Source organism: Rhodococcus sp. PAMC28707, from assembly GCF_004795915.1.
In the GTDB taxonomy this organism is placed as follows: Bacteria; Actinomycetota; Actinomycetes; order Mycobacteriales; family Mycobacteriaceae; genus Rhodococcoides.
Genome location: NZ_CP039253.1, coordinates 2977883 through 3003626 on the forward strand (window position 1 = coordinate 2977883; position 25744 = coordinate 3003626).

Genomic DNA, 25744 nt, shown 5'->3' on the forward strand with positions numbered 1-25744 from the left:
GTCGCGCGGCCTTCTCAGGGGCGGTCCTCGTCGACGAGCGGGTGCGGCTGCGATTTGAACTTGGCAGGCGATCCGTCGGCTTGTGCGACACCGTGGATTCCACCCCACACCATCATGCAGAGATAGTCGATGAGATCCTCGGCCGACATCGACTTGTTCGAGATCCACCAGTGCGTAGCAAGCTGAACGGCACCGACGATCGCAAATGCCCACGGCACCGACCCGCCGGAGTCCATTTCGTGAGCACGTAGTCTTTCGCCGAGGACGGTGGCGAGTAGCTCGGCGATCATTCGCTCCGACTCGGCGACAACGTCACGATTGTTGCCGGCATTGTTGGCCATCACATAGAGGTAGACCTCGGGGTCGGTGGCGACAGTCTCCACGTAGGCCGCGATGACAGCCCGGGCGAGTTGATATTCGTCGAGTTCTTCCGAAATGGCCGTGTAGATCCGCGGGGCCAGAGTCGTCTCGACGTAACGAGTCATCGTCGCGTTGGTCAGATCGTTCTTGTCCGCGAAGTAGCGATAAAGAACCGTCTTCGAGATTCCGATCTCCGACGCGATCTCGTCCATGCCGATCTCGCGGCCCCGCAAGCGAATTGCGGCCAACGTGCCGTCGACGAGTTCTTCACGCCGGGCGATCTTGTGATCGCGCCACCGCCGTTTTCTGCCGTCCGGCTTCGCTGGCTTCGTTGCCGCCTCGGTATCTGCCTTCTTGGAGTCGACTTCTGCTTCGAGTGTGCCGTCTTCCATCGCTTTCGGACTGCTCACTTTTGCCGCTGTCGTCGCATTTCTCGCCACGTGTATCCGCCGTATCCCGTCGTTTTCGTTCCCGACTCAGCTTAGGCGTCCTCCTGTGTCGATTCCTGCCGCACCGAGCTGCGTGTGCGGATCGGTGCATCCGGGAGGACCGCTCTCGCCGAACGCAGGCACAATGGCGAGGTGCAGCTGATGAACTTCGACGATGCGACCAAGCGTCGCGACCTTCGCAAGATGAAGGGCCTCGCCACGGGGTTCCTGGTATTCGCCACCGTGGTCTACATGTTCTGCAGATGGCAGGAGTCCCGAGGAGCAGGCGAGTGGGTCGGCTACGTCCGGGCCATGGCCGAGGCGGGAATGGTCGGCGCGCTGGCGGACTGGTTCGCGGTGACCGCGCTTTTCAAGCACCCGTTGGGTATTCCGATCCCGCACACGGCCATTATCAAGAAGAAGAAAGATCAGCTCGGTGCCAGCCTCGGCTCGTTCGTCGGAAGCAACTTCCTTGCGCCCGATGTCGTGTCGGAAAAGATCGGTTCGGCACATATTCCGCTCCGCCTCGGGACCTGGTTGGCGCAGCCGGAGAACGCGGACAGGGTGGCGGCCGAATCGGCGACGGTGCTGCGCGGGGTCGTCGAAGTGCTGAACGACGACGACATCACACAGGTGATCGACAACACCATCGTGCGTAGGCTCGCCGACCCCGAATGGGGTCCGCCGATCGGTCGGGTCTTGGGCGAACTCATCAAGGAGAATCGCCAGCTGCCGTTGATCGACATGCTCGCCGAGCGGGCTCACCAGTGGGCGCTGGGAAGTCAGGAGACGATCGAACGCGTCGTCAGTCGTGATTCTCCGACCTGGTCCCCGAAGTTCGTCGACACCCTGCTCGGGGAGAAGATATACAAGGAACTCGTCGAGTTCACCTGGAAGGTCAGGTCGACGCCGGAGCACGAACTGAGGCTGGCCGCCAACAAGTTCCTCGTCGACTATGCGCACGATCTCCAGCATGATCCGGCGACGATCAAGAAAGCCGAATCGTTGAAGTCGCAGATCATGGGTCGCGCGGAGGTCACGGGGCTTGCGTCAGCCACCTGGAAGGTCGCCAAGCGGTTGATCATGGAGTCGGTGGACGACCCGTCGAGCACATTGCGACGCAAGATCAGTGAGAACGCGGCCGGCTGGGGTGTTCGGCTACGCGACGATGACGAACTCCGCGGAAAGGTCGATGGCTGGCTGCTCGGCGGAGCGCGCTACATCGCCGCGAACTATGCAGACGAGATCACCACGATCATTACCGACACGGTCGCCCGCTGGGATGCGGAAGAAGCGAGTTCGAAGATCGAGTTGCAGGTGGGTCGCGATCTCCAGTTCATCCGCATCAACGGCACCGTTGTCGGGGCGTTGGCAGGTTTGGCCATCTACTCGGTGTCGAATCTGATTTTTTGATGCGTCGACCTGCAGATCAGCTACCTGGGCAGCAGTGCTAGCTGAGTGCTTGCAATAGCAAGCACCCTTGGGTATGGTCGGACCTGACGCCGAGACCACAAGTTTCGATGCAGGAACGAGTAGTGAACATGACCCCCAGCAATGATGATCAGACCGACAATCAGGGGATAGTCGCCAAGGTCTCCGAAGCTACGGAGGTCGTGGCGGAGGCGAGTGATCTTGTCGCCAGTGTCGTGACCACAGCAGCGTCGGACATCGGCAGTTACATCCGTTCGCAACGCGAGGCCGCGCAGGTGTCCATGCGGCAACTCGCATCGAGGGCGGGGGTGAGCAATCCGTATTTGAGTCAGATCGAACGCGGGCTTCGTAAACCCTCCGCCGACGTGCTCGCGCAGATCGCCAAGGGTCTGCGCGTGTCCTCGGAAGCTCTATACGTACGGGCCGGGTTCTTGGAAGAGCGTCCACACGGTCCGGTTCGAGACACGCTGCTCGGCGACACCGAGATCACCGAACGGCAAAAGCACGTGCTGATCGAAATCTACGACTCGTTTCGTCGGGAGAACGAACAAGCGCGTAAGGCGAGCGACGCAGCGTCGATCGAACCTTCGTCGCCGCCCGAACCAGATGTGTCAACAGACCCAGAATCACCCACACAGGAGTCTTCTCATGACTGATCCCAAAAACTTCGATATCCAGACCCCGTTGTACGCCGCAGTCGGCGCAGGCGACGCAGTTGTCCAGGCCGTCGCGGACGTCGTAGCGCAGGTTCGTTCACGCGCCGAGTCCCGCAGTACCGAGGTCACCGAGCGTGTCGACACTGCCCGGGCCCGGATTGCAGACCTGTCCGAAGATGTGACCGAGGGAGTAGAGGGTCTTCGTGAGCGCCTCGCCAAGCTGCCCGCCGAACTCCCCGACGAAATCGCCGACCTGCGTGAGCGTTTCACCCAGGACGAGCTGCGCAAGGTGGCCGAGGCATACCTGAAGGTCGCATCGGATCTTTACACCTCTCTCGCCGAGCGCGGCGAAGAGGCCGTCGAGCGCATCCGTCGCACACCGGCTGTCGAAGAAGGCCTCGATCGTGCGAACGCCGCAGCCAATGACGTCGTCGATCTCACCGAGCAAGCTCTGGGAACCGTTGCTTCGCAGACGCGCGCTGTCGGCGAACGCGCAGCTGCACTCGCAGGCATTGCGTCGGACAAGGTCCGCGAAACCGCAGACGAACTGGCCGACGAGATCGACGAGGCCGGTGACAACGCCAAGGAAGCTGCCACCGACGCCTCACAGAAGGTCAGCGGAACCGCTGGAAAGGTCGAGTCCAAGACTCGCGGCAACGTGGATGCTCCCTTGAAGAAGGCGGCTCCGGCGAAGAAGGCAGAGTCTGCCTCGACTCCTACGCCTGCCACCGCAGCCAAGCAGACCGCAGGGCCCGCCAAGAAGGCGCCTGCAAAGAAGTCCACTAGCTGACTTTCAACCCTGAACGCCCCCTGCATCGAGCGGTGTGGGGGGCGTTTTGCGTAGTATGGGTCTCGTGCCAGCCGTCGACAGTCTCACTTCGTGGATCCTTCTCCTCCTTCGCCTCATCGCGCTCGGTGGTGCTGCCTACGCGGTATTTCACGCCGTCAGGCAACGGCCCGACGCCTTCACCGCGGTGGACAAGCTGACCAAGCCTGTGTGGCTCGCCATCCTGATCGTGGCGTTGCTGGTCATCTTCGTTTTCGGAGCCATCAACTTCATCGGCCTGATCGGTGTGGTCGCGGTGTGCGTCTACCTGATCGACGTGCGGCCGAAGGTGGACAGCATTCAGCGCGGACCGCGCTGGTAGCTCTCCACGGCGTTGCTGCAGCGGCCGGGCCGTTGGCGCACGCGTGTGACCCGTACAGATTCGATACGACGCAATGTCCTCGGCTGCGTCGTATCGATCAGTTCTGTCACCAATATCGAAGGAGTTCGGTTCGTGGTTTCACATAGAGCTGTAGAAGGTTCCATCCTCGGCATCGGGGGATTGGCTGCCGCGGCAGGAATCGGTGTCTACCTCGTGCGGCGACGGGCTCGCACTTCGATAACAAGGACCACCGACACTGCCCCGGACGCGTTACTGCGGACGCCGACATTCGTCCCCCGCATCGTCCCTGTCGTAACCGATGACGGTGCAGAACTTCACGTGCGCGTGTACGGCGACCCGGATGCTCCACCGATCGTGTTCAGTCACGGGTGGACATGTTCGGCGGATTATTGGATCCCGCAGATCAACGCGTTCGCCGAGAACTACTCTGTCATCGTCTATGACCAACGCGGCCACGGTCGCAGCGACGTCGGCACCAGGTTGCTCGGACCCGACGTCCTGGCCGACGACCTCGCGGACGTCCTGGCCGCTACCGTCACCGAGGACAACAAGGCCGTTCTGGTCGGGCACAGTATGGGCGGAATGTCGATCATGGCGTGGGCCGGCCGCTACCCGAAACAGGTCGATCGACTCGTCAGCGCGGTACTGCTTGCAAGCACTGCCACCGACAGCCTCGTTCGCGAGACGACGGTCATTCCTCTTCCGGAGCGTTTTCGCCGAGTCCCGTTGCCACTCTCGCGCGCGGTACTCGGGTCGGCCGTGCCACTTCGGCCGTCACCGGTGATGCGGCAGGCCATCAAGTACGTCTCGATGGCACCGGGGGCGACACCTGCCGAGGTCGCGTTCTGCGAAAAGATCGTGCTCGAGTGCCAACCTCGGACGCGCGGGATCTGGGGAGCTGCGCTGACCGAACTCGACATTCACGAAGCGTTGGCCAACATGAGTGTGCCGACCAGTGTGCTGGTCGGTACCTCGGATCGGCTGACTCCACCGGTGCAAGCGCGCAAGCTGGCGCAGGCATTGGAGAGCCACGATCACCTCAGCAGGCTGATCGAGATACCGCGGATCGGGCATATGAGCTCCGTCGAGGCGATCGACGAGTTCAACGAAGAGGTTTTGCGCCTGCGGCTTCTCTGATGACTCCGGGGTCTCAGCTGAAGACGACGGTCTTCCTGCCGTGAACGAGGACTCGGTCCTCGAGGTGCCAGCGCAGTCCGCGGGACAGGACCAGTTTTTCGATGTCGCGGCCTTGCCGGACCATGTCCGCGACCTCGTCGGAGTGATCGACGCGGATGACGTCCTGCTCGAGGATCGGGCCCGCATCGAGTTCGGCGGTCACGTAGTGGCAGGTTGCCCCGATCAGCTTCACTCCGCGGGCGAATGCTTGGTGATACGGACGCGCGCCGACGAACGACGGCAGGAAGCTGTGATGGATGTTGAGGGCACGGCCCGACCAGTGAGCGCACAGTTCCTCGGGTAGTACCTGCATGAACCGGGCGAGTACGACGGCATGTGGATCGTACGAGTCGACGAGGTCACGGACTTCGTCGAAAGCAGGGCCGCGCTCAGCGGGGTCCTTGGCGAATTCGACGTGGTGGAACCGAACGCCGTGCGCGGTCGCAACCGACTCGAGAGACTTGTGATTGCCGATCACTGCGGAGATCTCGGCGGGAAGCTCGCCGCCGGCTGCGCGCCCCAGCAGGTCGTGCAGGCAGTGCGCTTCCTTGCTGACCAGAATGACGACACGCTTGCGTTCGCCCGAATCCTGAAGTGTCCATTCGGTTTCCGGTCCGATCTCGGCGGCGACGGCTTCGAAGCGAACCCGCAATTCGTCGATGCTCATATCGACCGAAGACGCACGGACTGCTTGCCGAGTGAAGAACCAGTCGGTGTCGGGATCGGCGTGGTACGCAGCCTCGACGATCCAGCCACCGACGTCGGCGAGGAATGTCGAGATTTTGGCGACGATGCCCGTGCGGTCGGGGCATCCGAGTGACAGGACGTAGCGACGGTCGTCGGCGACAGCAGCGGAGCTCATTTCTCGATTGTCTCAGGTGGTCCGGACAGCAGTGTCCACCAGTGTGCGCAGCGCGCGACTCCTCCTCGGCCGTCGGGCTGTGGTTGGCTTGCCTCCATGTCTCTCACCCGCGCCGAACTGGCCCGCATGGTCGACCACACGCTGCTCAAACCGGAAGCGACCCGCGCAGACGTGGAGGAACTGATCGTCGAGGGCCGCGCTCTCGGCGTGCTCGCGGTCTGCGTCTCACCGTCGATGCTGCCCATCCACGCTGAGGGACTGGTCACCGCCGTCGTGGCCGGATTCCCGTCCGGCAAGCATCATTCCCTCGTCAAGGGGGCGGAAGCGCGACTGGCAGTCGATCAGGGTGCCCGTGAAATCGACATGGTGATCGACATAGGTGCGGCGGTCGAGGGGGATTACAACGCGGTGCTCGCCGACATCCTGACGGTTCGTGAAGCCATCGGATCTTCGGCGATCCTGAAGGTCATCATCGAATCGGCCGCACTATCCGAGGAAGCGATTGTCGAAACCTGTGTGGCGGCGGAGAGAGCGGGCGCAAACTTCGTCAAGACGTCCACCGGCTTCCATCCCGCCGGAGGTGCGAGTGTCGAGGCGGTGAAATTGATGGCCGCCACCGTCGGGGGCAGGCTCGGGGTGAAAGCCAGCGGCGGTATCCGAACGACCGAGGCAGCGTTGGCCATGGTCGAAGCAGGTGCAACGCGATTGGGTCTGTCCGGGACGCGAGCAGTGCTGGACGGTCTCTGAGTCTGCCCTCGCGCCTTGTGCGTATCCTCCGGCACGCACAAGGCGCGCCAGTTCAGGCGATCAGGGAGCAGCCCTCGGGCGTCTGCTGGGTCTGGTCCGCCGAAACCGGCGGGAGGGTGTACCGATCTCCCTGCAAGGTAAGTTCGATGCCGGAGTCGGTTACGGTCAGCGAGGTCGGTGCCATGTCGAGCGGGTACTGCTGCAGGCTGTCCGACAGAACTCCGACGATGCTGTCCACCAGGTCGGTTGGGATTCCAAGCCCCAAAATGGATGCGCCGACGGTCTGGACATCCACGCGGCCGCCTGCGACGACCGGCTTGACGGTCAGCTCTGCCAGTCCGCCGACTGCGAAGGACAACGTGCCCGCACTTGCGTCACTCGTCACGCCGGTGACGAGTGCACCGATGCCCTGCGACTGCAGCGTCGACGCGATGCCTGCCGTGGACCAGTCGATGTCCGCGCTCGACGAGCCGATCGTGCCGTTGCTTTCCGCGCTCTGCTGAAAGTTCACGTCGTTGACCTCGGCGTGCACCGTCATGCCTTCGGCGGGCCCGAACCGTGCGTCGTTGCTGTCCAGGGTCACCGAGGAGACCTGCTTGTCGATCAGCGAGATCAGTATCGGCTTCCAGCCGAGCCCGACATCGACCTGACTACCGATCTCACTTTCGAGCTGGCCTGCCAGGCAGGACTTGATCTGCTGACGAAAGAACAGTTCACCGCCGAGCAGCGCCGCGACCACCAGGACCGCAACGAGCGCCAAGATCAAGGGAGTTTTGCTTCGTGTCATTCGGAGCAGTCTTCCCGAAGAGTCTGAAAGAGCTCTGTGAATCTGGCCGATGCGGCGAGTCGGAGGGCGTCGAAGTGGAACGTCGACGTATTACACGCCGTGTTTTTGTGACCTGCAACACACCTTCACGTACTGTCTAATGCATGAGCACGATAGAAGGAAGCGCCGCCGAACTCCGTCGTCTCGCGGCGAGTCAGGACGGATACTTCACCACCGAACAAGCCGAAGGTCTCGGGTTCGGTCGTTCGACGCTTCACGTCAACTTTGTCACCGGTGACTGGATGCGAGTCGAGCGCAATCTCTGTCGACTCAGCGATTGGCCGCGCAGCGACCTCGAACAGTTCGCGATGTGGTGCGCGTGGTTCGGCGGCGACGCCGTCATCTCGCATCAGAGCGCGGCGGAACTACACGGATTCGGTCACCTGCATCCGCAGTTCGTACACGTATCCGCGTTCACCGCTCTTCGTCTCACCGACACCCGCCTCGCCGTTCATCGGCTCAAGCTCGAGCCCCACGACTTCGAGTCGACGGGCACCTTTCGGCTTACGACGCCGATCCGCACTGTCCTCGACCTCGCGGGAGGCGGAATCTCCCAGATAACCCTCGACGAGGTCGTCGGTGACGCTGTTGCCATCGGTCGCGTCGACGCAGGAGCGTTGTATCGGGAAGCTACTGCTGGATCCGACCGCGTCTCCGAGCGCATCGAATTGGCTCTCTCCGCTTGTATCTAGGCGCCTGTATCCAAGTCGTTGGGCCGCACGAGGTCCCATGGCACAGTCAGAACGTTGTCCCGCATCCGTCGACGAGGAGGCACCGTCGGCACTCCGTTGCCGGCCAACTGTCTCAGCGCTGCGCGCCACCGCACCCGCGGGCCGAACGGTGCCAGGGGCGCTGCCGTCGACCATGCGCGGTCCGCGGCTTGTAGCAACCGGTGAATGGGTTCGCCTGGGATATTGCGGTGAATGAGCACTTTGGGTAACCGTTCGGCGATATCCGAGGGCATGGCCACGGTGAACGGATCCCATGCAAGCGTCAGCGAGATCGGTCCGTGAGCATCGAGCAGGACCCATGCGCAGCGTCGGCCCAGCTCGTCGCAGGTGCCGTCGACGAGCAGTCCGCCGGGCGCGAGTCCCGACAGAATGCGCGACCAGGCTTCGGGCACAGCTTCTTCGGGATACTGCCGAAGCACGTTGAATGCGCGAACGAGGTTCGGGCGGAGTCCTGCCATTTCGAAGCCGCCGCGGGCGAAATTCACGCCCTCGACCGAGTCCACTACGCGAGCGGGGTCGATTTCGAGTCCGGTGACGCGCAGATCGGGCCGGATCGTGCGTAGCCGACGGGCCATCTCCAGAGTGGTGTCCGGTCGCGCTCCGTAGCCGAGATCGACGACGAGCGGATCGGGTGCCTCGATGAGCGTGTGCCGGACGGCCATGCTGTGGGTGAGCCACCGATCGCTGCGACGAAGTCGGTTGATTCCGGTCGTGCCTCTGGTTATGACGCCTTCAGGAGTGGAGCCTGCGGAACGACCCGGAAAAGCGGGAGTGGAGCCTGCGGAACGACCCGGAAAAGCAGGAGTGGAGCCTGCGGAACGACCCGGGTGGGCGGGAGTGGAGCCTGCGGAACGACCCGGAAAAGCAGGAGTGGAGCCTGCGGAACGGATGGGGTGTTCAGGAGTTCTGCGCAAGCCAGTCGGCTGTCACTTCGCCTTCACCGCGCCACAGGTCGATGAGGTTGACCAGCATGAGCTGCTCGAGTTTGCTGCCGATGAACGGCAGGAAGACTTTGGCTTCCGAGGAGGTTCGAAGGGTGGATCCGGCTTCGGTCGCGAAAAGTGAGGTGGAACCTTTCAGGCTGCCGGGGCCGGCCGGGATGGAGGCATCGTATTTGCCCGTAGTGGTTTCGCCGAATGGGTCGAAGTGCACGTTTCGGGTGATGATCATGTCCTTTTTGAGGACTGTCTGGGCGATGTCCGGCAGTTCGGTCCGCGGAATGATGTGGTGCATCACGATGTCGATTCCCTCGTCTCCGACCTCGAAACTTTTCAGCTCGTTGTGGGAGTACTTCTTCATCTCCTCGATACGGGCGTCCCAGTGATCGCGGCTGGACAACGCGGCGTACACCTGCTCGGTGGAGTGGGTGAACCGGGCTGAGTAGTTCATGCGGCGAGCCATAGTGCAACAGGGTACCGGCTCCGTCGGCGGGCCTGGCCAGGGTGCCTACCCGCCGGTATGTCCGGTCAGCTCAGGTTTTCGGCGATCCATTTCGCGGTGAATCCGTGCTCGTTGTCGATGAGCGAGAGAACTTGCTCGCTGATCATGGCTTCGATCTTTCCGCCGAAGATCGGAACCTTCACCTCTGTGGTGCCGGACAACGACATGGTCGACGCCTCGGCGTTTCCTTCGAGCAGCGTGGTTCCGGAGACCGTTGCGGGAGCACCCTCGACGGTGGCACCGAATTTGCCCTCGGCGCGGTTTCCGCCGATCGGGCCCCAGGACTCGGTGCGCTCGATGACGAGCGGGCCCTTCTTGAACGCGGTGACGGCAGCGGGCAGTTCCTCTTCCGGGATGGATTGGGACATGACGACGCTGATCGTCCCGTTGATCGCATGCACGCTGACCAGGCTTGCGCTGGGGCCGCCGATCTCCTCGATACGGTCTTTCCAGTACTGCTCGGACACGAGCGCGGCGTGCACCTTGTCGACGGGTGCGGGAACGGATGCGCTGTGCGCGATGGGGCGAGGCATACGCGGAGGTTACCGGGTGGCTCGGAGGACTATGTGAGACCGGTACCCTGGGTTCCCGTGCCTACCGCAATTTCCGAGCTCACCACGATGCGTGTCGGCGGCCCGGCTCGCGAGTTCGCCGTCGCCGCCAGCAGTGACGAGCTTGTCGCCCTGGTCCAGGATGCCGATGCGTCGGGGACGCCTGTGCTGCTCGTCGGCGGGGGATCGAACCTCGTTGTCGGTGACGACGGCTTCGACGGCCTGGTCGTCAAGGTCGAGACGTCGGGGATGCGGATCGACGGTGAGTCGCTCTGGGTCGCTGCGGGGACGTCGTGGGATTCGGTGGTGGCCGCCTCGTTGGACGAGGGGTTGGCCGGACTCGAAGCGCTCTCGGGGATCCCCGGGCTTTCCGGTGCGACGCCCGTGCAGAACGTCGGCGCGTACGGCACGGTGACGTCGGACGTGTTGGCGAGCTTGACCGTCTATGACCGTGTGACCGGGGAGAGAGCAACCTGGACGCCGAATAGGTGCGGGTTCGGATTGCATCGCCAGTCGGTGTTCAAGCACTCGAGCAGGTACGTCATTCTCGATACCACGATGAAGCTTCGTCGGTCCGAATCCTCGGATCCGGTCCGGTATGCGGGCCTCGCCGACCGACTCGGCGTGAGCATCGGCGACACGGTTGCTGCCAAGGAAGTCCGTGAAGCAGTGCTGGATCTGCGCGGGCAGAAGGGCATGGTCCTCGACGCCGAGGACCATGACACCTGGAGCGTCGGATCGTTTTTTCTCAACCCGGTGCTGACCGATGTTCCGGTCGAGGCAGCGCGCGCCCCGCAGTATCCCGACCCGTCGGGCATCAAGGTGCACGCTGCATGGCTCATCCAGAACGCAGGATTCGCGCACGGGTACGGCCGTGAATTCGGTGCAGGGACCGTCTCACTGTCGACAAAACACGTGCTGGCCGTCACCAACCGGGGCGGTGCACGCACAGCGGATGTCATGGCCTTCGCATCACACATTCGCGACGGCGTCGAAGCCGAGTTCGGCATCACACTCGTCCCCGAATGCGATTTGGTCGGTTGCTCGCTGAACTGACCTGTCCACTCGGCCTACCATCGAAGCAGTTACATGGAGTTCTGATCCACAGCAGCTGTGCGAGTGCGGGGCTGTGGGTACCACTCGTGAAAGAGGAGCAATTCTTTGCAGGTCACAAGCGTCGGGCACGCCGGATTTCATATTCAGACCGATGCCGGCAGCATTCTGTGCGATCCGTGGGTGAACCCCGCCTACTTCACCTCGTGGTTTCCTTTCCCCGACAACTCGCAGCTGGACTGGGACGTTCTCGGCGATTGTGACTACCTCTACGTCTCGCACCTCCACAAGGATCATTTCGACCCGAAGAATCTGGCCGAGCACGTCAACAAGGACACGACCGTGCTGTTGCCGGACTACCCGGTCCCGGACCTTCGGCACGAGCTCGAGAAGCTCGGCTTCCACAAATTCTTCGAGACCACGACGTCGGTGAAGCACACGGTGTCCGGCCCCAAGGGCGACCTGGACATCATGATCATCGCGCTCCGCGCACCTGCGGACGGACCCATCGGTGACTCGGGGCTCGTAGTGTCCGACGGCAAGACCGTCGCGTTCAACATGAACGACGCGCGGCCGGTCGATCTCGATGTCCTCACCGAGCAGTTCGGGCACGTGGACGTGCATATGCTGCAGTACTCCGGCGCAATCTGGTACCCGATGGTCTACGACATGGTCGAGCGCGCGAAGCGAACGTTCGGTGAACAGAAGCGTCAGCGTCAGATGGACCGTGCGCGTCAGTACATCGAGCAGATCGACGCCACCTGGGTCATCCCGTCGGCCGGGCCGCCGTGCTTCCTCGACGACGAGTTGCGGTTCCTCAACGACGTCTACGCAGATCCGTCGAACATCTTCCCGGACCAAATGGTCTTCCTCGACCAGATGCGTCGCAACGGCCATGACAAGGGTCTGTTGATGATGCCGGGAACCACCTCGACCTTCGAAGGCAGTGAGCTGCTCGCGCACGTGCATCCGATTCCGGTCGACGAGGTCGAGGCGATCTTCACCACAGGAAAGGCCGACTACATCGAGGCGTACGCCCAGCGTCAAGCCGGAGTCATCGCCGCCGAGAAAGCTGCCTGGGCTCCGGCCGAGGGCGAGCTGTTGCTCGAGCCGCTTCGAGCCTTGTTCGAACCGATCATGATTCAGTCCGATCAGATCTGCGACGGCATCGGCTACCCGGTTGCGATGATGCTCGGCGAGGAAACCGTCGTACTCGATTTTCCGAAACGGATCGTGCGTGAGCCGATCGTGAAGGAACGGTTCCGCTACAGCTTCACGATCGCGCCCGAACTGGTTCGTACGGCCGTACGGGACGAGGAGCCCGATTGGGTCAACTCGATCTTCCTGTCCACTCGATTCCGGGCTCGCCGAGTCGGCGGATACAACGAGTTCCTGTACACATTCTTCAAATGCTTGACGGACGAGCGCATCGCGTACGCGGACGGTTGGTTCGCCGAAGCACACGATGACACCGCGACGATCGTCAAGGACGGCTACGAGATCCAGCGCCGTTGCCCGCATCTGAAGGCGGATCTTTCTAAGTTCGGAATCGTCGAGGGCAACAAGCTGACCTGCAATTTGCATGGGTGGGACTGGAACCTCGACACCGGACGCTGCCTGACATCGAATGGGCACGAGTTGAGGACCAAGAAGCTCGACTGACGGTTCGTGCCGAAGTGAATTCGATGTGAATCTGCCCGCATCGGCGGCTCGGATAGGCCGGACGGCGGTTGCCGCGGGTACGTTGGAAAGCGTGCATACGCAGGTGGAACGGACAAATCGAACGCGATTGCTGTGGTTGGTCACGGTTTTCGCAGCATTGGCGGCATTGGTTTCGGGCTGCACTATCGGCGGTAACGACGGGGGCTCTTCCAACGGAGCGCCGGCAGCCGAGGCGGCTCCCGTCGCGGAGGTGTCCTCGACTCCTGCCGACGGCGCCGAGGGAGTCAGTCCTATCGCACCGATTTCGGTGTCGGTGAAGAACGGGACGTTGGGCGAGGTCACGCTCACCAACGAGGACGGCAAAGTAGTTCAGGGTGCCCTCGCGCCGGACAAGACGTCGTATGCCGTCACCGAGCCGCTCGGGTACGGCATCACGTACAGCTGGGCGGGCACTGCAGTCGGCACCGACGGTAAGTCCGTCGCTGTCGAGGCAAGCTTCACCACGGTCGAACCCGAGAGCCGTACCTCGGTCAGCACCAACATCGGTGACGGCCAAGAAGTGGGCATCGCGGCGCCGATCATTCTGCAGTTCGATTCGGCGATCGAGAACAAGGCCGCGGTCGAGAAGGCATTGACGGTCACCACCAACCCGCCGACACCCGGTGCCTGGGCTTGGTTCCCCGATGACAACGGCTCGCGCGTGCACTGGCGTCCGACGAACTACTGGGCCCCCGGCACGGCCGTATCGGTCGAGGCAAAACTGTACGGCTTGGATTACGGCGGCGGTGCGTACGGCGCCGACGATGTGTCCATCGACTTCACTGTCGGGCGCAGCCAGGTGGTGAAAGCCGATGCCACCAGTCACCGCATGCAGGTCGTCCGTGACGGCCAGACCATCATGGACATCCCCGTCAGCTACGGCGAGGGCGACGAGGAACGCAATGTGACGCGCAGCGGTATCCATGTGGTGACCGAAAAGCACGAGGACTTCCTCATGTCGAACCCGCCGTTCTATGAGAATGTGCGCGAACGTTGGGCAGTGCGTATCTCCAACAACGGCGAGTTCATTCACGCCAACCCGCTGACCACGGGTGTTCAGGGCGCATCCAACGTCACCAACGGCTGCATCAACCTCTCGAACGCCGATGCTCAGCAGTATTTCGCTACGGCGATGTACGGCGACCCAGTGGAGGTCACGGGTACGCGCATCGACCTCTCCGCCGCGGACGGAGACCTGTACGACTGGGCCATCGACTGGCCGACGTGGCAGTCGATGTCCGAGCTGCCCGTCGGAGCAGCGACTCCGGCGCCGGTCCCAGCAGGCTAGCGTCCTGGCTCCACCGCATCTCGACCGTGCGGCAGAGCCGGACCCGGCTACGGAAGGGCTACGTGCGCGAAAAGCGCCCAGGGCCCGCCTGATCACGCGGCTTGATGATGATCTGGTCCAGATTCACGTGAGATGGACGAGACGCCACGAAGCCGATCACCTCGGCGATGTCCTGCGCAACGAGCGGGGTGATTCCCTGGTACACCGCTTCGGCCTTTGCCTCGTCACCGTCGAATCGCACCAGCGAGAACTCGGTCTCGACGGCACCCGGCGCGACCTCGGTGAGGCGGACGGGTTGGCCCAGCAGTTCGCCTCGCAGCGTGCGATGCAGCACTGCCTGCGCGTGCTTGGCCGAGGTGTATCCCGACCCGTTGTCGTAAGCCTCGAAGGCCGCAACCGAGGTGATGGTCACTACGAGTCCGTCGCCGGATTCGATCAACTTGGGCAGTAGCGCCTTGGTGATGCGCAGGGTCCCCAGAACGTTGGTCTCCCACATCCAGCGCCAGTCCTCGAGATCGGCGTCGATGACAGGTGCCAGCCCTTTGGCGCCGCCGGCATTGTTGATCAGCACGTGAACCCGGGGAATGACTGCGGTGAACGCGGCCACCGAATCCTCTTCTGTCACATCTAGTTCCAGTGCGGTGCCGCCGATTTCGTCGGCAACCGCTTCGAGTCGGTCGAGTCGACGTGCCCCGATGACGACGTGGTATCCCTGGGCGGCGAGCTGGCGAGCAGTGGCTTCGCCGATTCCTGAGCTGGCGCCGGTGACGACGGCAATGCGAGCGTCAGGCGAAATGTTTTCGGACAATGTCATGCATCGATCCTAGACGCCGATTTCGCCTGCATACCGGACCCGGGATTGGTGAAATGGCCGTGCAGTGCTAATTTTGCGCCATGTCCGCAAGCCTCACCCTCGCGTTGCGGGTCACCTATGTGACCGTCGCCCTGGGGTCTCGGCTGCCACTTCCCAGGGAACTGTGTTGTCCCGGTCTCGGAACCTGCCGCTAGTTTCCGCGCTCGCCTGGCTGAATCGCGTCGTATTGCGCGTCTTCTGCCTCGAGTTTCATGCACCACCTGTCTCGCGAAGACGGGTTCATTGCTGAGGACCGATCACTGTGTCAATCGCTATTTCGCCTATCTCGACGCCGATTCCATTGCGGCGCAACGCTCGACCCACTCCCACGCTCGCGGCATCGTCCGCACTGCCGAGGGCAGGTGTGCAGGTGGTCGCTCCGGATCTTCGGATCGCGGACAACCCTGCTGCATCGGTCCTTCGTGTCGCGTCCACGGAAGGCCCGATCTCGCGCGATAGTGCTTCTCGTGCGACAGGATTGAGTATCGCAACGGTCAACCGCCAGGTATCCGCACTGCTCGGTGTCGGACTTCTTCGTGAACGAGCAGACCTCACCGCCTCCGGTGCCGTCGGACGTCCGCGGATACCGTTCGAGATCAACCACGAGCCCTACGCCACCATCGGAATTCATATCGGTGCCGTGGTCACCAAAGTCGTCATCAGCGACCTGCGTGGTCGCATTCTCGGCGCTGTCGAGATTTCGACGCCTCCAGGGTCGGCGCCGACTGCACTTGCCTCCATCACCCGTAGCGCAGGTGCCTTCGCCGCGCGGTGGCATCGGCGCACCCCACTCTGGGTGGGAGTTGCAGTGGGTGGTCGCGTCGATACGGCAACCGGCTCGGTCGATCATCCGCGACTGGGTTGGGAAGGTGCTCAGGTCGGGACGATCATCGGTGGGGGACTGGGGCTTCCGGTGTCCGTGTCAGGGCACGTCGAAGCCATGGCCGCGTCGGAGCTGTTGCTGGCGCCGGTGCGGACCGACGAGGTCACGACTGGAACGAGCCTGTACTTCTACGCCCGTGAAACCGCCGGAATCGCACTGACCATCGACGGACGCGTCCACACTCCGTCGACCGGCCCGGGATCGATCGCGCATGTGCCGACCGGATCGAATGCGCAGTGCTTCTGCGGTAGTCGCGGATGCCTCGAAGCCACCGTCAGCGACCGAGCCGTCGTAGCGACTGCCATCGAGCGTGGTGTGTTGACGGCGGACGATCCGCGCCGGTCGGTCGCGACGGTGCATCAACTCGCACAGAACGGATCACTCGGAGCTCAGGAGGTGCTGACCGAGCGAGCGCAGGCACTCGGAAAGACCGTCGGGTTGTTGCGTGATCTCTTCAACCCGGATCGGGTCATGCTCGGTGGCCAGGCCTTCACCGAGTATCCCGCCGGAATCCCACACGTCGCAGCGGCGTTCTCTCGATCATCGACTCTGCCGCGCAGGGATATTCGCATCACCGGATTCGGCAGCAAGGTTCAAGAGTTCGCGGCAGCAGTGATCTCGCTCAGTTCTGTGTACTCCGATCCGCTCGCCTCCATGCGTCGGGCCGCAGCCTGAGCGGGCGTTGGGCCGCTGCCTGGTCGAGGCCGGCAATCGGCGACAATGGGCGCCATGGCAAAGAGCGAGGTTCGGCAGGCATCCAGCATCGACGGCACCAACATCGTCTACCGAGTTTCGGGTGATCCTGCCGCTCGACCGTTGGTATTGCTGCACGGTTGGGCGCAGTCCTCGGTGTGCTGGGGTGAGGGCGTGCTGAACGGATTGGCCGACTCCTACCGGTTGATTGCCGTGGATCTGCGTGGACACGGATACTCGGACGCGCCTGCCGACGGGTACGCGGACCCCCTCAATTGGGCGGGCGACGTCCACGCAGTCCTCACCGCAGAGGCAATCGAAGCGAATGCAGTTCTCCTCGGCTGGTCCTACGGTGGTCTGGTGATCTGTGACTACCTCGCCGAGCACGGCAGCGCGGCGGCAGCGGGCGTCGTGCTCGTGGGCGCGATCACCGGGATCGGCCGAGGGGAGGCAGGCGGAAAGGTCGGGAGTTCGATGCGCGCGGCTATCCCCGATGCCATGTCGGAGGTGCCGAGCGTCGCCATTCATGCACTCGGCAGCTTCGGTAATGCACTCACCGGCCCAGTCGAGGGGAAGGGCGCGCAGGCGCAGCAACTCCTCGGGCTCACTCTCGCGACAGCCCCTCGCGTCCGGGCTGCGTTGTTCGACCGGACGGCCTCACACGATGAGCTCCTGAGCAGCCTCGAGGTGCCGGCCCTCGTCCTGCACGGAACCGCCGATACGGTCGTCGACGTCTCGTCCGGACGGCACGCAGCGTCGTTGATTCCGCAGGTCACCGAGTCGTACTGGGAGGGTGTCGACCACGGTCCGTTCGTCACCGACCCTGCGCGTTTCGTGGCGGAGGTCGGGGCCTTCATCGAGGGTCTGTGAAGATCCGTACTGTGGGGGAGTGCAAACTGGAACGGTGAGTGGTCGCCAGTTGAACCGGGTTGCGGTGCTGTCTCTGCATACCTCTCCACTGGCACAGCCCGGCATGGGTGATGCCGGTGGCATGAATGTCTATGTGCTTCAGAGCGCTAAAGAGCTGGCCAAACGCGGCGTCGAGGTGGAGATATTCACCCGGGCGACGTCTTCGGCCGACGAACCTGTCACCGAGGCAGCACCAGGTGTTCTGGTGCGCAACATCGTGGCCGGACCGTTCGAGGGCCTGGACAAGCAGGATCTGCCGACGCAGTTGTGCGCATTCGCGGCAGGCGTACTTCGCGAAGAAGCGCGTCACGACGTCGGATACTACGACCTGGTTCACTCCCATTATTGGCTGTCCGGACAAGTCGGTTGGCTTGCGCGCGATCGATGGGGTGTGCCATTGGTGCATACCGCTCATACGCTCGCCGCCGTGAAGAACGCGTCGATGGCCGCGGGCGACTCACCGGAACCAGCAGCCCGGCAGATCGGTGAACAACAGGTCGTGGCCGAGGCGGATCGGTTGATCGCCAACACCTCGGGAGAGGCCCAGCAACTCGTCGATATCTACGGGGCATCGCCGGATTCGATCGACGTCGTTGCACCCGGCGCCGATCTGACCAGGTACCGACCAGGTGAGAAGAAAGCGGCTCGCGCGGAGTTCGGAATCGACCCGACCGAGACGGTCGTCGCGTTCGTCGGCAGGATCCAGCCGCTCAAGGCACCCGACGTACTGCTCCGTGCCGCCGCGGAGCTTCTCGCACGTGACCCGAGTGTGCCGCTTCGAATTCTCGTGGTCGGTGGACCGTCGGGTAGCGGTCTGGACCGACCTGACATTCTCATCGAACTTGCTGCCGCACTGGGTATTTCGGAACGTGTGACGTTTCTTCCGCCACAGCGTTCGGAGAAGCTAGCGCAGATCTATCGCGCCGCTGATGTGGTAGCCGTTCCGAGTTACAACGAATCGTTCGGATTGGTTGCCATCGAAGCGCAAGCATGCGGAACTCCCGTGATTGCTGCCGATGTCGGCGGTCTGGGTGTCGCGGTCCGATCGGGCGAGACCGGTGTGTTGGTGCAGGGTCACCGCACCGAGGACTGGGCCACTGCGTTGGGAAACATGCTGCGCGAGCGTACTGCGCTCGCGCGCATGGCATCCGCCGCGCCGATTCACGCCGCAGACTTCTCGTGGGAACGCACCGCCGAAGGCCTCATGGAAAGCTACCGGGCCGCCAAGTTCCAGTTCGATCGCCATGAAGCGCCGAGTGAATTCTCGCCGCGCCGATCTCGGGGACTATGGAAACTACGACGAACAGGAGCCGTCACGGCATGAGCGACACGATGACTCTCATCGACGAGGTGTTGACCGAGCGCGGACTCGAATATCAACGCAAGAACGACAATTCCTTCATCGTCGAGTTGCCGGGTGAGCGGAAGCTCAAAACCGCGACCATGCTCACGGTCGGTCGTCACGGTGTTCGCATCGAGGCATTCGTGTGCCGCAAGCCCGACGAGAACTTCGAAGGCGTCTACAAGTACCTCCTCCGACGCAACCGCAGACTGTACGGAGTTCACTACACGATCGACAAAGTAGGCGACATCTACCTCGTCGGTGGAATGTCGCTGCACGCGGTGACCGGTGACGAGATCGACCGCGTACTGGGCCAGGTTCTAGAGGCCGCCGACGGTGACTTCAATGTTCTGCTCGAACTCGGTTTCGCCGAATCCATCAAACGTGAATGGGCATGGCGTGTTTCGCGCGGAGAACCGTTGACCAATCTCGCGGCGTTCGAGCATCTCATCGACGACTGATCGGTGTGACCGACAACCGGTTTCGAACAGGCCTATCGTCCGTTGTGACGGGGTTCACTGTAGGATTTCGACCATCTGCCGTAAGCATGTTCGAAGGAGAGCCATGAGCTTCAACAGCCCCTTTCCCGATGTCGAGATCCCGAACCTCAGTGTCTACGACTATCTGTTCGGGTCCATCTCGGAGGCTGATCTCGACAAGCCTGCGCTCGTCGACGGCAGCTCCGGAGCAGTCACCACCTACAGGGCACTCATCGGGCAGATCGACGGCATAGCAGGAGCCCTCGCAGCCCGTGGTCTCGAACTCGGCGACGTCGTAGCGCTCCACTCGCCGAACATCCCCGCCTTCGCCTCGGTACTGCACGGCATTCTGCGCGCCGGCGGTACCGCAACGACGATCAACGCGCTCTACACAGCCGAGGACATCGCCAAGCAGCTCACCGGCTCTGGCGCAAAGTTCCTGTTCACCGTCTCACCGCTGTACCCGCAGGCGAAGGCCGCGGCCGATAAGGTCGGTATGGCGGACGATCACATCATCGTTCTCGACGGCGCAGAGGGCCACCCCAGTCTGCGGGACCTACTGACAGAGGGCGCGCCGGCCCCGGAGGTGTCGTTCGATCCGTCGACACATATCGCCGTGCTGCCGTACTCCTCGGGCACGACAGGCGTCCCGAAGGGCGTGATTCTGACGCACCGCAACCTCGTGGCGAACGTTGCGCAGATGGAGCCTCGCGTCGGCATCGACACCGACGACGCGATCCTCGCGCTCTTGCCGTTCTTCCATATCTATGGGCTGACCGTACTGCTCAACATCGCGTTGAAGCTGCGTGCGCGCCTTGTCACGATGCCGAAATTCGACCTCGTCGAATTCTTGCGCATCATCCAGGACCACAAGCTCACCTACCTCTTCATCGCACCTCCCGTTGCCGTGGCGTTGGCCAAGCACCCGATGGTGGACCAGTACGACCTCTCCAGCGTGCACACCATCTTCTCCGGTGCTGCCCCGCTCGACGAAGAGCTCGGCAAGGCTGTCGCGAAGCGTCTGAACACGCGGGTTCGTCAGGGCTACGGGATGAGTGAACTCAGCCCCGTCAGCCATGCCATTCCATTCGACCGCGACGACATGCCGCTGAGCTCGGTCGGGCTGCCGCTGGCGAACACCGTCAACAAGATCGTCGACCCGGGGACACTCGAAGAGATCGCTCTTCCGACCGAGGGGCTTTCGGAGCCCGGCGAGCTGTGGGTCAAGGGCCCGAATGTCATGGTCGGTTACCTCAACAACCCCGAGGCGACAGCTGAAACACTCGACGCCGACGGCTATCTGCACACCGGCGACATCGCCGTCGTCGACGCCGAGGGTGTCGTGTACATCGTCGATCGCCTGAAGGAACTGATCAAGTACAAGGGCTACCAGGTGCCGCCCGCAGAGCTGGAAGCGCTACTGCTGACGCACCCGGATATCGCCGACGCGGCCGTCATCGGAGTCATCGACGAAGCAGGCGAAGAGGTCCCGAAGGCTTTCATCGTGCTGCAGGCCGATGCAAAGATCGACGCGGACGGCGTGATGGCCTTCGTCGCCGAGCGCGTCTCGCCGCACAAGAAGGTGCGCAAGGTCGAATTCATCGATATCGTGCCGAAATCCGCGGCAGGCAAGATTTTGCGCAAAGACCTTCGCGCCGCGGAATCGGGCAAGTAGCAACAACAGGTAAGAACAAGCGCACCCCGTTCCGCGAGGAGCGGGGTGCGCTCTGTGTTGGTGGGGGACTTCTAGGGGGCGTCGTCATGGTGGGGGCAAACAATCCGTACACCCCGGGCGCGGGGGAAAGACCGCAGGCGTTGATCGGGCGAGACCAACAACAAGGCTTGTTCGATGCGCTGCTTGCCGGGTTGGAGCGGCAACGATCCATGCGTTCGATGCTCGTGGTCGGGCTACGCGGGGTCGGCAAGACAGCACTGTTGCGCGATTGCGTGGAGAAGGCACGTGCGCGGAACTGGGCGATCATCGATATCGAGGTGAGCAAACGCGAGGACGACGCGTTTCGCCGTCAACTCACCTTCGAATTGCGGGGAGCCTTACTCGGACTGTCACCCCGCTCACGGTGGGGCGAGGCTGCCACTCGCGCAGCCGCAGTGCTGCAGTCATTCGGGCTCGGTGCCGACGGCTCGATGATGGCCAACTGGGAGGTCGCAGCCGCTGATGGAGTAGCGGATAGTGGTGATCTGGCCGCCGACCTGACTCAGGTCATCTTGGCAATGGGCGACGCCGCACTCGAGAACGCGCGGGGCGTGGTGATAGCAGTCGACGAAATCCAGCTGTTGTCGCAGACTCAGTACGCTGCACTGGTCTCGGCATTTCACCGACCGTTCCTGCGTGAATTGCCGATTACGTTGGTGGCGGCAGGTTTACCGCGCGCGGGCCTGACCCCCGAGATCGAGCGCTACGCAAAGCGGATCTTCGAGTTCCCTGTCCTGGGTGCCTTGACGGACGTAGATGCCCGGCGTGTCCTGAGCGAACCGGCGGCCGCACTCGGAGTGGAGTTCGAGAAGGCCGCGCTGGATGCTGCAGTCGAACTCACCGGCCGATACCCCTACTTCCTGCAGGAACTCGGCAGCGCTGTCTGGTCCACGAAGGTCGGAAGCACGATCAGCGCGCAGGATGTTACTGCTTCGTCGGCGCAGTATTACAAGTCGCTCGACGCCACGTTCTTCGCCAGAAAGTTCGGTTCGACAACCGATCTGGATCGTTCGTATCTCCGGGCGATGGCCGAGGCCGGTCCCGATCCGCAGCACGAGAGCGATATCGCCCGAATGCTAGACCGCACTGTTACGCAGTGTTCGCAGACCCGCAGATCGTTGTCGGACCGAGGGTTGTTGCACGAATTCGACAGCGGCGGTGTGGCATTCGCTGCTCCCCATTTCGACCGGTTCATCATCAGGGTCATGCCTTCTCTCACCGTTCCCGCGCGGGCCACGCGTCGGCGTCGGTTCGATCCGTAGTCGTTTCGACCAGCCATCCTATTTCGAACTCGCCCTCGTCGGGGCTGCACGGACGTGTGCGCGTTCACCCTGCTTGCCGACGAGACTGAGAAACTCCACCGGGCCCGAGCTGGTCGCGCCGAACCAGTGTGGGGTCCGGGTATCGAACTCCGCAGCCTCGCCAGGTTCGAGAATGAGATCGAGCTCGCCGAGGACGAGACGTAATCTGCCGTCGAGAACGAAGGCCCAGTCGAAACCTTCGTGCGTGCGTAGAACAGGAGTTGCGTTCTCACGCCCCGCGGGGAGGACGAACTTGTAGGCCTGAATACCTCCAGGCCGACGCGACAAAGGCACGATGGTGGTGCCGTCATCGGTGGGCAGTGGGCGCATGTTGATTCGGGGATCACCGGTGGGCGGGGCGTCGACAAGCTCGTCCAGAGTGACGCCGTAAGCACGGGCCAGCGGCAGCAGCTGTTCGAGGGTGGGGCGCCGAAGTCCTGCTTCGAGTCGTGACAACGTGCTGCTCGAAATGCCCGTCTCTTCGGCGAGAGCGATCAACGTGATGTCGCGGCGCTGTCGTAATTGCTTGAGCCGCGGTCCCACGGCGTCGATGGTGCGATCCGTGGCTTTGTCCATGCGGTTCGACTTTGCCATTCGGCAACACGGTTTGCAATGCCGTGCTGCTCCGGTCACAGTCGAAGAAGCCACCTATATCGAGAAGGAGAACATACGATGACGCACTCGTTCGACAAGAACTACTGGGACCAGATCTGGCAGGGCGACCGCGCTGCGGGGATGGCTGCCAGTGAACCGAACCCGCACCTGGCCCGAGAATTCGCAGACTCGACCCCCGGCACCGTACTCGAAGCGGGCTGCGGCGCCGGAGCCGAAGCGATCTGGCTCGCCGCACACGGCTGGCAGGTCACAGCAGCCGACATCGCCACCGATGCTCTCGCTCACGCGGCCCAGCGAGCCACCGCCATGGGCGTCGCCGACCAGGTGCAGTGGATCGAGGCCGACCTGGCCACCTGGGAACCCGACGCGAAGTACGACCTGGTGACCACCCACTATGCGCATCCCGCGATGCCGCAGCTCGAATTCTACGACCGCATCGCATCCTGGGTCGCCCCCGCAGGCACCTTGTTCATCGTCGGCCACCTACATCATGAAAACCACGGCGCGGACACCGGGCATGGTCATGGTGACGAAAATCCACCCGCGTCGGCCTCTGCGACGGCCGCCGGCATCACCTCGCGACTCGACCCTGCCGTCTGGGAGGTCGTCACCGCCGCCGAATCACACCGAGAATCGACGGGACCCGACGGCCGCCGTACCCCGATTCACGACGTGGTCGTCAAGGCCGTCCGCCGCCAGTGAGCTTGTGGGCGACCGGCGTGGGCATGGTGTTCCACCGAGACGAACCACCAGTCGGAATCCCGCCTGAAAACCGCGCAACCGGAACACCATGCCCACTTGTTCGGGTAACAATGAGGGATGGATGTCACTGTCGAGATCGCTCAGGGCCGGTTACGTGGACAACGCGTCGGCGCTGTCACGTCGTTCCTCGGAATTCCCTACGCGGAAGCACCCTTCGGGCCGAACCGCTTTGCGGCACCGACGCCTCCGCCGAGGTGGGCGGGCGTTCGTGATGCAGTTGCCTACGGCGCGACGGCACCGAAGATCGGATATCGGCCGCCGACCAGCACTATTCTCAGTGAGCCGGTGGTGCCGGGCGAAGAGTGCCTCAACCTCAATATCTGGACGCCGGATATTGCCGAGACCGGTTTGCCGGTCTTCGTGTGGATCCACGGTGGCGCATTCGTCAACGGCAGCAATGCAGTACCGGTCTACGACGGCAGCGCCTTCGCGCGCGACGGGATCGTCGCGGTCGTCATCAACTATCGACTCGGGGCCGACGGTTTCGCACGGATCGAGGGTGCGCCGGCGAACCGAGGGCTGCTCGATCAGGTCGCAGCTCTGGAATGGGTACGCGACAACATCAAAGCGTTCGGGGGCGATCCGGGGAAAGTGACCGTCGCGGGGGAGTCCGCCGGAGCAATGAGCATCGGGACACTGTTGTCGATGCCGCGCGCGGAAGGGTTGTTTTGCCGGGCGATCCTGCAGTCCGGAGCCGGTCATCACGTCATCTCCGAATCAACGGCAGCCAAAGTTTCCACTGCGCTGGCCCACACGGTAGGGGTGAGCGCCGATGTCGAGGGGTTCGGTTCGGTCCCCGTCGACACGCTCGTGGATGCGCAACGAGACCTCGGTGACCGCATCACTGCCGAGGCGCCTACCGGAGCGTGGGGTGAACTCGCTTTCAACGCAATGCCGTTCGAGCCCTACATCGACGGGGATATCGTTCCAGAGTTGCCGTACACGCGAATCGCGGAAGGCGCCGGTGCCGACGTCGACCTGCTCATCGGAACCACCAGTGAGGAGTTCGCGTTCTTCCTCGTTCCAGCCGGGGTAACCCAGTACGTCGACGAAGCCCGCCTGCGCCTCGTACTCGGCACGTATGGCGCCGACGTCGATGCCGCGCTCGCCGAGTATGCCGCGCTGTCGCCCAACGCGTCACCAGGTGAGCTTCTCATCGCGGTGATGACCGACTGGTTCTTCCGATTGCCGGCGTTACGAGTCGTCGAGGCCAGAGGCGGGCAGGCATTCGTCTACGAATTCACCTGGCGGTCAACGCTGTACGACGGCTACCTCGGCGCTTGCCATGCCTTGGAGATCGGTTTCGTGTTCGACGCACTGGAGCGAAGCGAACGAATCACCGGAACCGGCCCACCGCAGCAGCTGGCCGAAAAAATGCACAAGGCCTGGGTAGATTTCGTGCGCGACGGCACTCCCGGGTGGACTCCTTACGGTAGCGAGCGTTCGGTCATGATGTTCGGTGAGCAGTCCGGCGTCGTCGACGATCCCAGGGCGAGAACGCGCGAACTATGGTCGGGGGTGCGCTGATCGGCAGCATGTGGCGGTAGTGCGTGGCCTTCGGTGCGAGCATCTTCACCCGAGCTGGGGTGCCTTTCGTGGATCACGATTGGGGGAATCGTTGAAGGTCGACACTGAAATTTGCGAATGTTCGCCGCGGCCCCGGGCGGTCTCGTTGCCTGGGGCGGTTCCAAGGTCATGCAGAATCTGTGGGATTGACATGGGTTCTGAAAGGGGCTATTCGCAACCTCGCACAGATCTTCCAGTGCTGCAGTGG

The 25744-nt window shown here is 63.0% G+C and carries 26 protein-coding genes; 18 read left to right on the forward strand and 8 right to left on the reverse strand.

All coding sequences use genetic code 11. The features are described from left to right. Nucleotides 1-14: 14 nt before the first annotated feature. A complete protein-coding gene (locus E5720_RS13590; RefSeq protein ID WP_136172685.1) occupies nucleotides 15-752 on the reverse strand; it encodes a TetR/AcrR family transcriptional regulator in 738 nt (245 codons plus the stop codon). A 198-nt stretch (nucleotides 753-950) separates the two neighbouring features. Here E5720_RS13590 and E5720_RS13595 point away from each other — a divergent pair, with 198 nt between their 5' ends. The 5 genes from E5720_RS13595 (at nucleotide 951) to E5720_RS13615 (ending at nucleotide 5181) form a co-directional block, all read left to right on the forward strand. Further along, complete coding sequence (locus E5720_RS13595) at nucleotides 951-2201, forward strand: DUF445 family protein (RefSeq protein ID WP_168708355.1); 1251 nt, start codon at nucleotides 951-953, stop codon at nucleotides 2199-2201. A gap of 128 nt (nucleotides 2202-2329) precedes the next feature. Further along, nucleotides 2330-2875, forward strand: a complete 546-nt coding sequence (locus E5720_RS13600) for a helix-turn-helix transcriptional regulator (RefSeq protein ID WP_210729864.1) — start codon at nucleotides 2330-2332, stop codon at nucleotides 2873-2875. After that, the gene (locus tag E5720_RS13605; RefSeq protein ID WP_136171094.1) at nucleotides 2868-3665 is read left to right on the forward strand and encodes a heparin-binding hemagglutinin; all 798 of its coding nucleotides are present in this window, start codon (nucleotides 2868-2870) and stop codon (nucleotides 3663-3665) included. Before E5720_RS13600 ends, E5720_RS13605 begins: the two co-directional genes overlap by 8 nt. Nucleotides 3666-3720: 55 nt before the next feature. Next, a complete protein-coding gene (locus E5720_RS13610) occupies nucleotides 3721-4023 on the forward strand; it encodes a DUF2516 family protein (RefSeq protein ID WP_136171095.1) in 303 nt (100 codons plus the stop codon). A 132-nt stretch (nucleotides 4024-4155) separates the two neighbouring features. Then, nucleotides 4156-5181: an alpha/beta hydrolase gene (locus E5720_RS13615; RefSeq protein ID WP_136171096.1), complete on the forward strand. Its 1026-nt coding sequence runs from the start codon at nucleotides 4156-4158 to the stop codon at nucleotides 5179-5181. A 13-nt stretch (nucleotides 5182-5194) separates the two neighbouring features. Here the strand turns inward: E5720_RS13615 and purU are convergent, their stop codons facing one another. After that, on the reverse strand, nucleotides 5195-6082 hold the full coding sequence (purU, locus tag E5720_RS13620; RefSeq protein WP_136171097.1) for a formyltetrahydrofolate deformylase: 888 nt from the start codon (nucleotides 6080-6082) through the stop codon (nucleotides 5195-5197). A 96-nt stretch (nucleotides 6083-6178) separates the two neighbouring features. Between purU and deoC the strand changes: the two genes are divergently transcribed. After that, nucleotides 6179-6829: a deoxyribose-phosphate aldolase gene (deoC, locus tag E5720_RS13625; protein ID WP_136171098.1), complete on the forward strand. Its 651-nt coding sequence runs from the start codon at nucleotides 6179-6181 to the stop codon at nucleotides 6827-6829. A 52-nt stretch (nucleotides 6830-6881) separates the two neighbouring features. On the opposite strand, the gene E5720_RS13630 is transcribed toward deoC, so the two are convergent. Beyond that, complete coding sequence (locus E5720_RS13630; protein WP_210729865.1) at nucleotides 6882-7616, reverse strand: DUF2993 domain-containing protein; 735 nt, start codon at nucleotides 7614-7616, stop codon at nucleotides 6882-6884. 143 nt (nucleotides 7617-7759) lie between these two features. On the opposite strand from E5720_RS13630, the gene E5720_RS13635 reads away from it, so the two are divergent. After that, nucleotides 7760-8347: a type IV toxin-antitoxin system AbiEi family antitoxin gene (locus E5720_RS13635; protein WP_136171099.1), complete on the forward strand. Its 588-nt coding sequence runs from the start codon at nucleotides 7760-7762 to the stop codon at nucleotides 8345-8347. On the opposite strand, the gene E5720_RS13640 is transcribed toward E5720_RS13635, so the two are convergent. The 3 genes from E5720_RS13640 to E5720_RS13650 all read right to left on the reverse strand — a co-directional run bounded on the left by E5720_RS13640 (nucleotide 8344) and on the right by E5720_RS13650 (nucleotide 10359). Continuing rightward, nucleotides 8344-9048, reverse strand: a complete 705-nt coding sequence (locus E5720_RS13640) for a class I SAM-dependent methyltransferase (protein WP_136171100.1) — start codon at nucleotides 9046-9048, stop codon at nucleotides 8344-8346. The genes E5720_RS13635 and E5720_RS13640 overlap by 4 nt on opposite strands. A gap of 235 nt (nucleotides 9049-9283) precedes the next feature. Further along, nucleotides 9284-9787: a DUF2505 domain-containing protein gene (locus E5720_RS13645; protein ID WP_136171101.1), complete on the reverse strand. Its 504-nt coding sequence runs from the start codon at nucleotides 9785-9787 to the stop codon at nucleotides 9284-9286. 65 nt (nucleotides 9788-9852) lie between these two features. Beyond that, nucleotides 9853-10359, reverse strand: coding sequence for a DUF2505 domain-containing protein (locus E5720_RS13650; protein ID WP_136171102.1), 507 nt, complete (start codon nucleotides 10357-10359; stop codon nucleotides 9853-9855). A gap of 57 nt (nucleotides 10360-10416) precedes the next feature. On the opposite strand from E5720_RS13650, the gene E5720_RS13655 reads away from it, so the two are divergent. From E5720_RS13655 to E5720_RS13665, 3 genes are all read left to right on the forward strand, one after another. Continuing rightward, nucleotides 10417-11433 (forward strand): UDP-N-acetylmuramate dehydrogenase, encoded by a 1017-nt coding sequence (locus tag E5720_RS13655; RefSeq protein ID WP_136171103.1) that lies wholly within the window; start codon nucleotides 10417-10419, stop codon nucleotides 11431-11433. Nucleotides 11434-11538: 105 nt separating this feature from the next. Then, the gene (locus E5720_RS13660; protein WP_136171104.1) at nucleotides 11539-13092 is read left to right on the forward strand and encodes an MBL fold metallo-hydrolase; all 1554 of its coding nucleotides are present in this window, start codon (nucleotides 11539-11541) and stop codon (nucleotides 13090-13092) included. An 82-nt stretch (nucleotides 13093-13174) separates the two neighbouring features. After that, nucleotides 13175-14419, forward strand: coding sequence for an Ig-like domain-containing protein (locus tag E5720_RS13665; RefSeq protein ID WP_136172687.1), 1245 nt, complete (start codon nucleotides 13175-13177; stop codon nucleotides 14417-14419). A 58-nt stretch (nucleotides 14420-14477) separates the two neighbouring features. Here the strand turns inward: E5720_RS13665 and E5720_RS13670 are convergent, their stop codons facing one another. Continuing rightward, a complete protein-coding gene (locus tag E5720_RS13670) occupies nucleotides 14478-15233 on the reverse strand; it encodes an SDR family NAD(P)-dependent oxidoreductase (protein WP_136171105.1) in 756 nt (251 codons plus the stop codon). Between the two features lie 388 nt (nucleotides 15234-15621). Here E5720_RS13670 and E5720_RS13675 point away from each other — a divergent pair, with 388 nt between their 5' ends. From E5720_RS13675 to E5720_RS13700, 6 genes are all read left to right on the forward strand, one after another. Next, nucleotides 15622-16830, forward strand: a complete 1209-nt coding sequence (locus E5720_RS13675; RefSeq protein WP_136172688.1) for an ROK family protein — start codon at nucleotides 15622-15624, stop codon at nucleotides 16828-16830. A gap of 54 nt (nucleotides 16831-16884) precedes the next feature. Then, nucleotides 16885-17718, forward strand: coding sequence for an alpha/beta hydrolase (locus E5720_RS13680; protein ID WP_136171106.1), 834 nt, complete (start codon nucleotides 16885-16887; stop codon nucleotides 17716-17718). A gap of 19 nt (nucleotides 17719-17737) precedes the next feature. Beyond that, complete coding sequence (gene mshA / locus E5720_RS13685; protein WP_247595955.1) at nucleotides 17738-19081, forward strand: D-inositol-3-phosphate glycosyltransferase; 1344 nt, start codon at nucleotides 17738-17740, stop codon at nucleotides 19079-19081. Continuing rightward, complete coding sequence (locus E5720_RS13690; RefSeq protein ID WP_136171107.1) at nucleotides 19078-19560, forward strand: YbjN domain-containing protein; 483 nt, start codon at nucleotides 19078-19080, stop codon at nucleotides 19558-19560. Before mshA ends, E5720_RS13690 begins: the two co-directional genes overlap by 4 nt. A 103-nt stretch (nucleotides 19561-19663) precedes the next feature. Then, complete coding sequence (locus E5720_RS13695) at nucleotides 19664-21253, forward strand: AMP-binding protein (RefSeq protein ID WP_136171108.1); 1590 nt, start codon at nucleotides 19664-19666, stop codon at nucleotides 21251-21253. A gap of 86 nt (nucleotides 21254-21339) precedes the next feature. After that, nucleotides 21340-22554, forward strand: a complete 1215-nt coding sequence (locus E5720_RS13700) for an ATP-binding protein (protein WP_136171109.1) — start codon at nucleotides 21340-21342, stop codon at nucleotides 22552-22554. Nucleotides 22555-22572: 18 nt separating this feature from the next. Here E5720_RS13700 and E5720_RS13705 read toward each other — a convergent pair whose 3' ends face one another. Next, entirely contained in the window at nucleotides 22573-23169 is a 597-nt protein-coding gene (locus E5720_RS13705) for an XRE family transcriptional regulator (protein ID WP_136172690.1), read from the reverse strand. 96 nt (nucleotides 23170-23265) lie between these two features. Between E5720_RS13705 and E5720_RS13710 the strand changes: the two genes are divergently transcribed. Beyond that, nucleotides 23266-23910 carry a class I SAM-dependent methyltransferase gene (locus E5720_RS13710; protein ID WP_136171110.1) on the forward strand — a complete coding sequence of 215 codons (645 nt, stop codon included), beginning with the start codon at nucleotides 23266-23268 and terminating at the stop codon, nucleotides 23908-23910. Between the two features lie 117 nt (nucleotides 23911-24027). Next, nucleotides 24028-25497 (forward strand): carboxylesterase family protein, encoded by a 1470-nt coding sequence (locus E5720_RS13715; protein ID WP_136171111.1) that lies wholly within the window; start codon nucleotides 24028-24030, stop codon nucleotides 25495-25497. Nucleotides 25498-25744 lie beyond the last annotated feature (247 nt).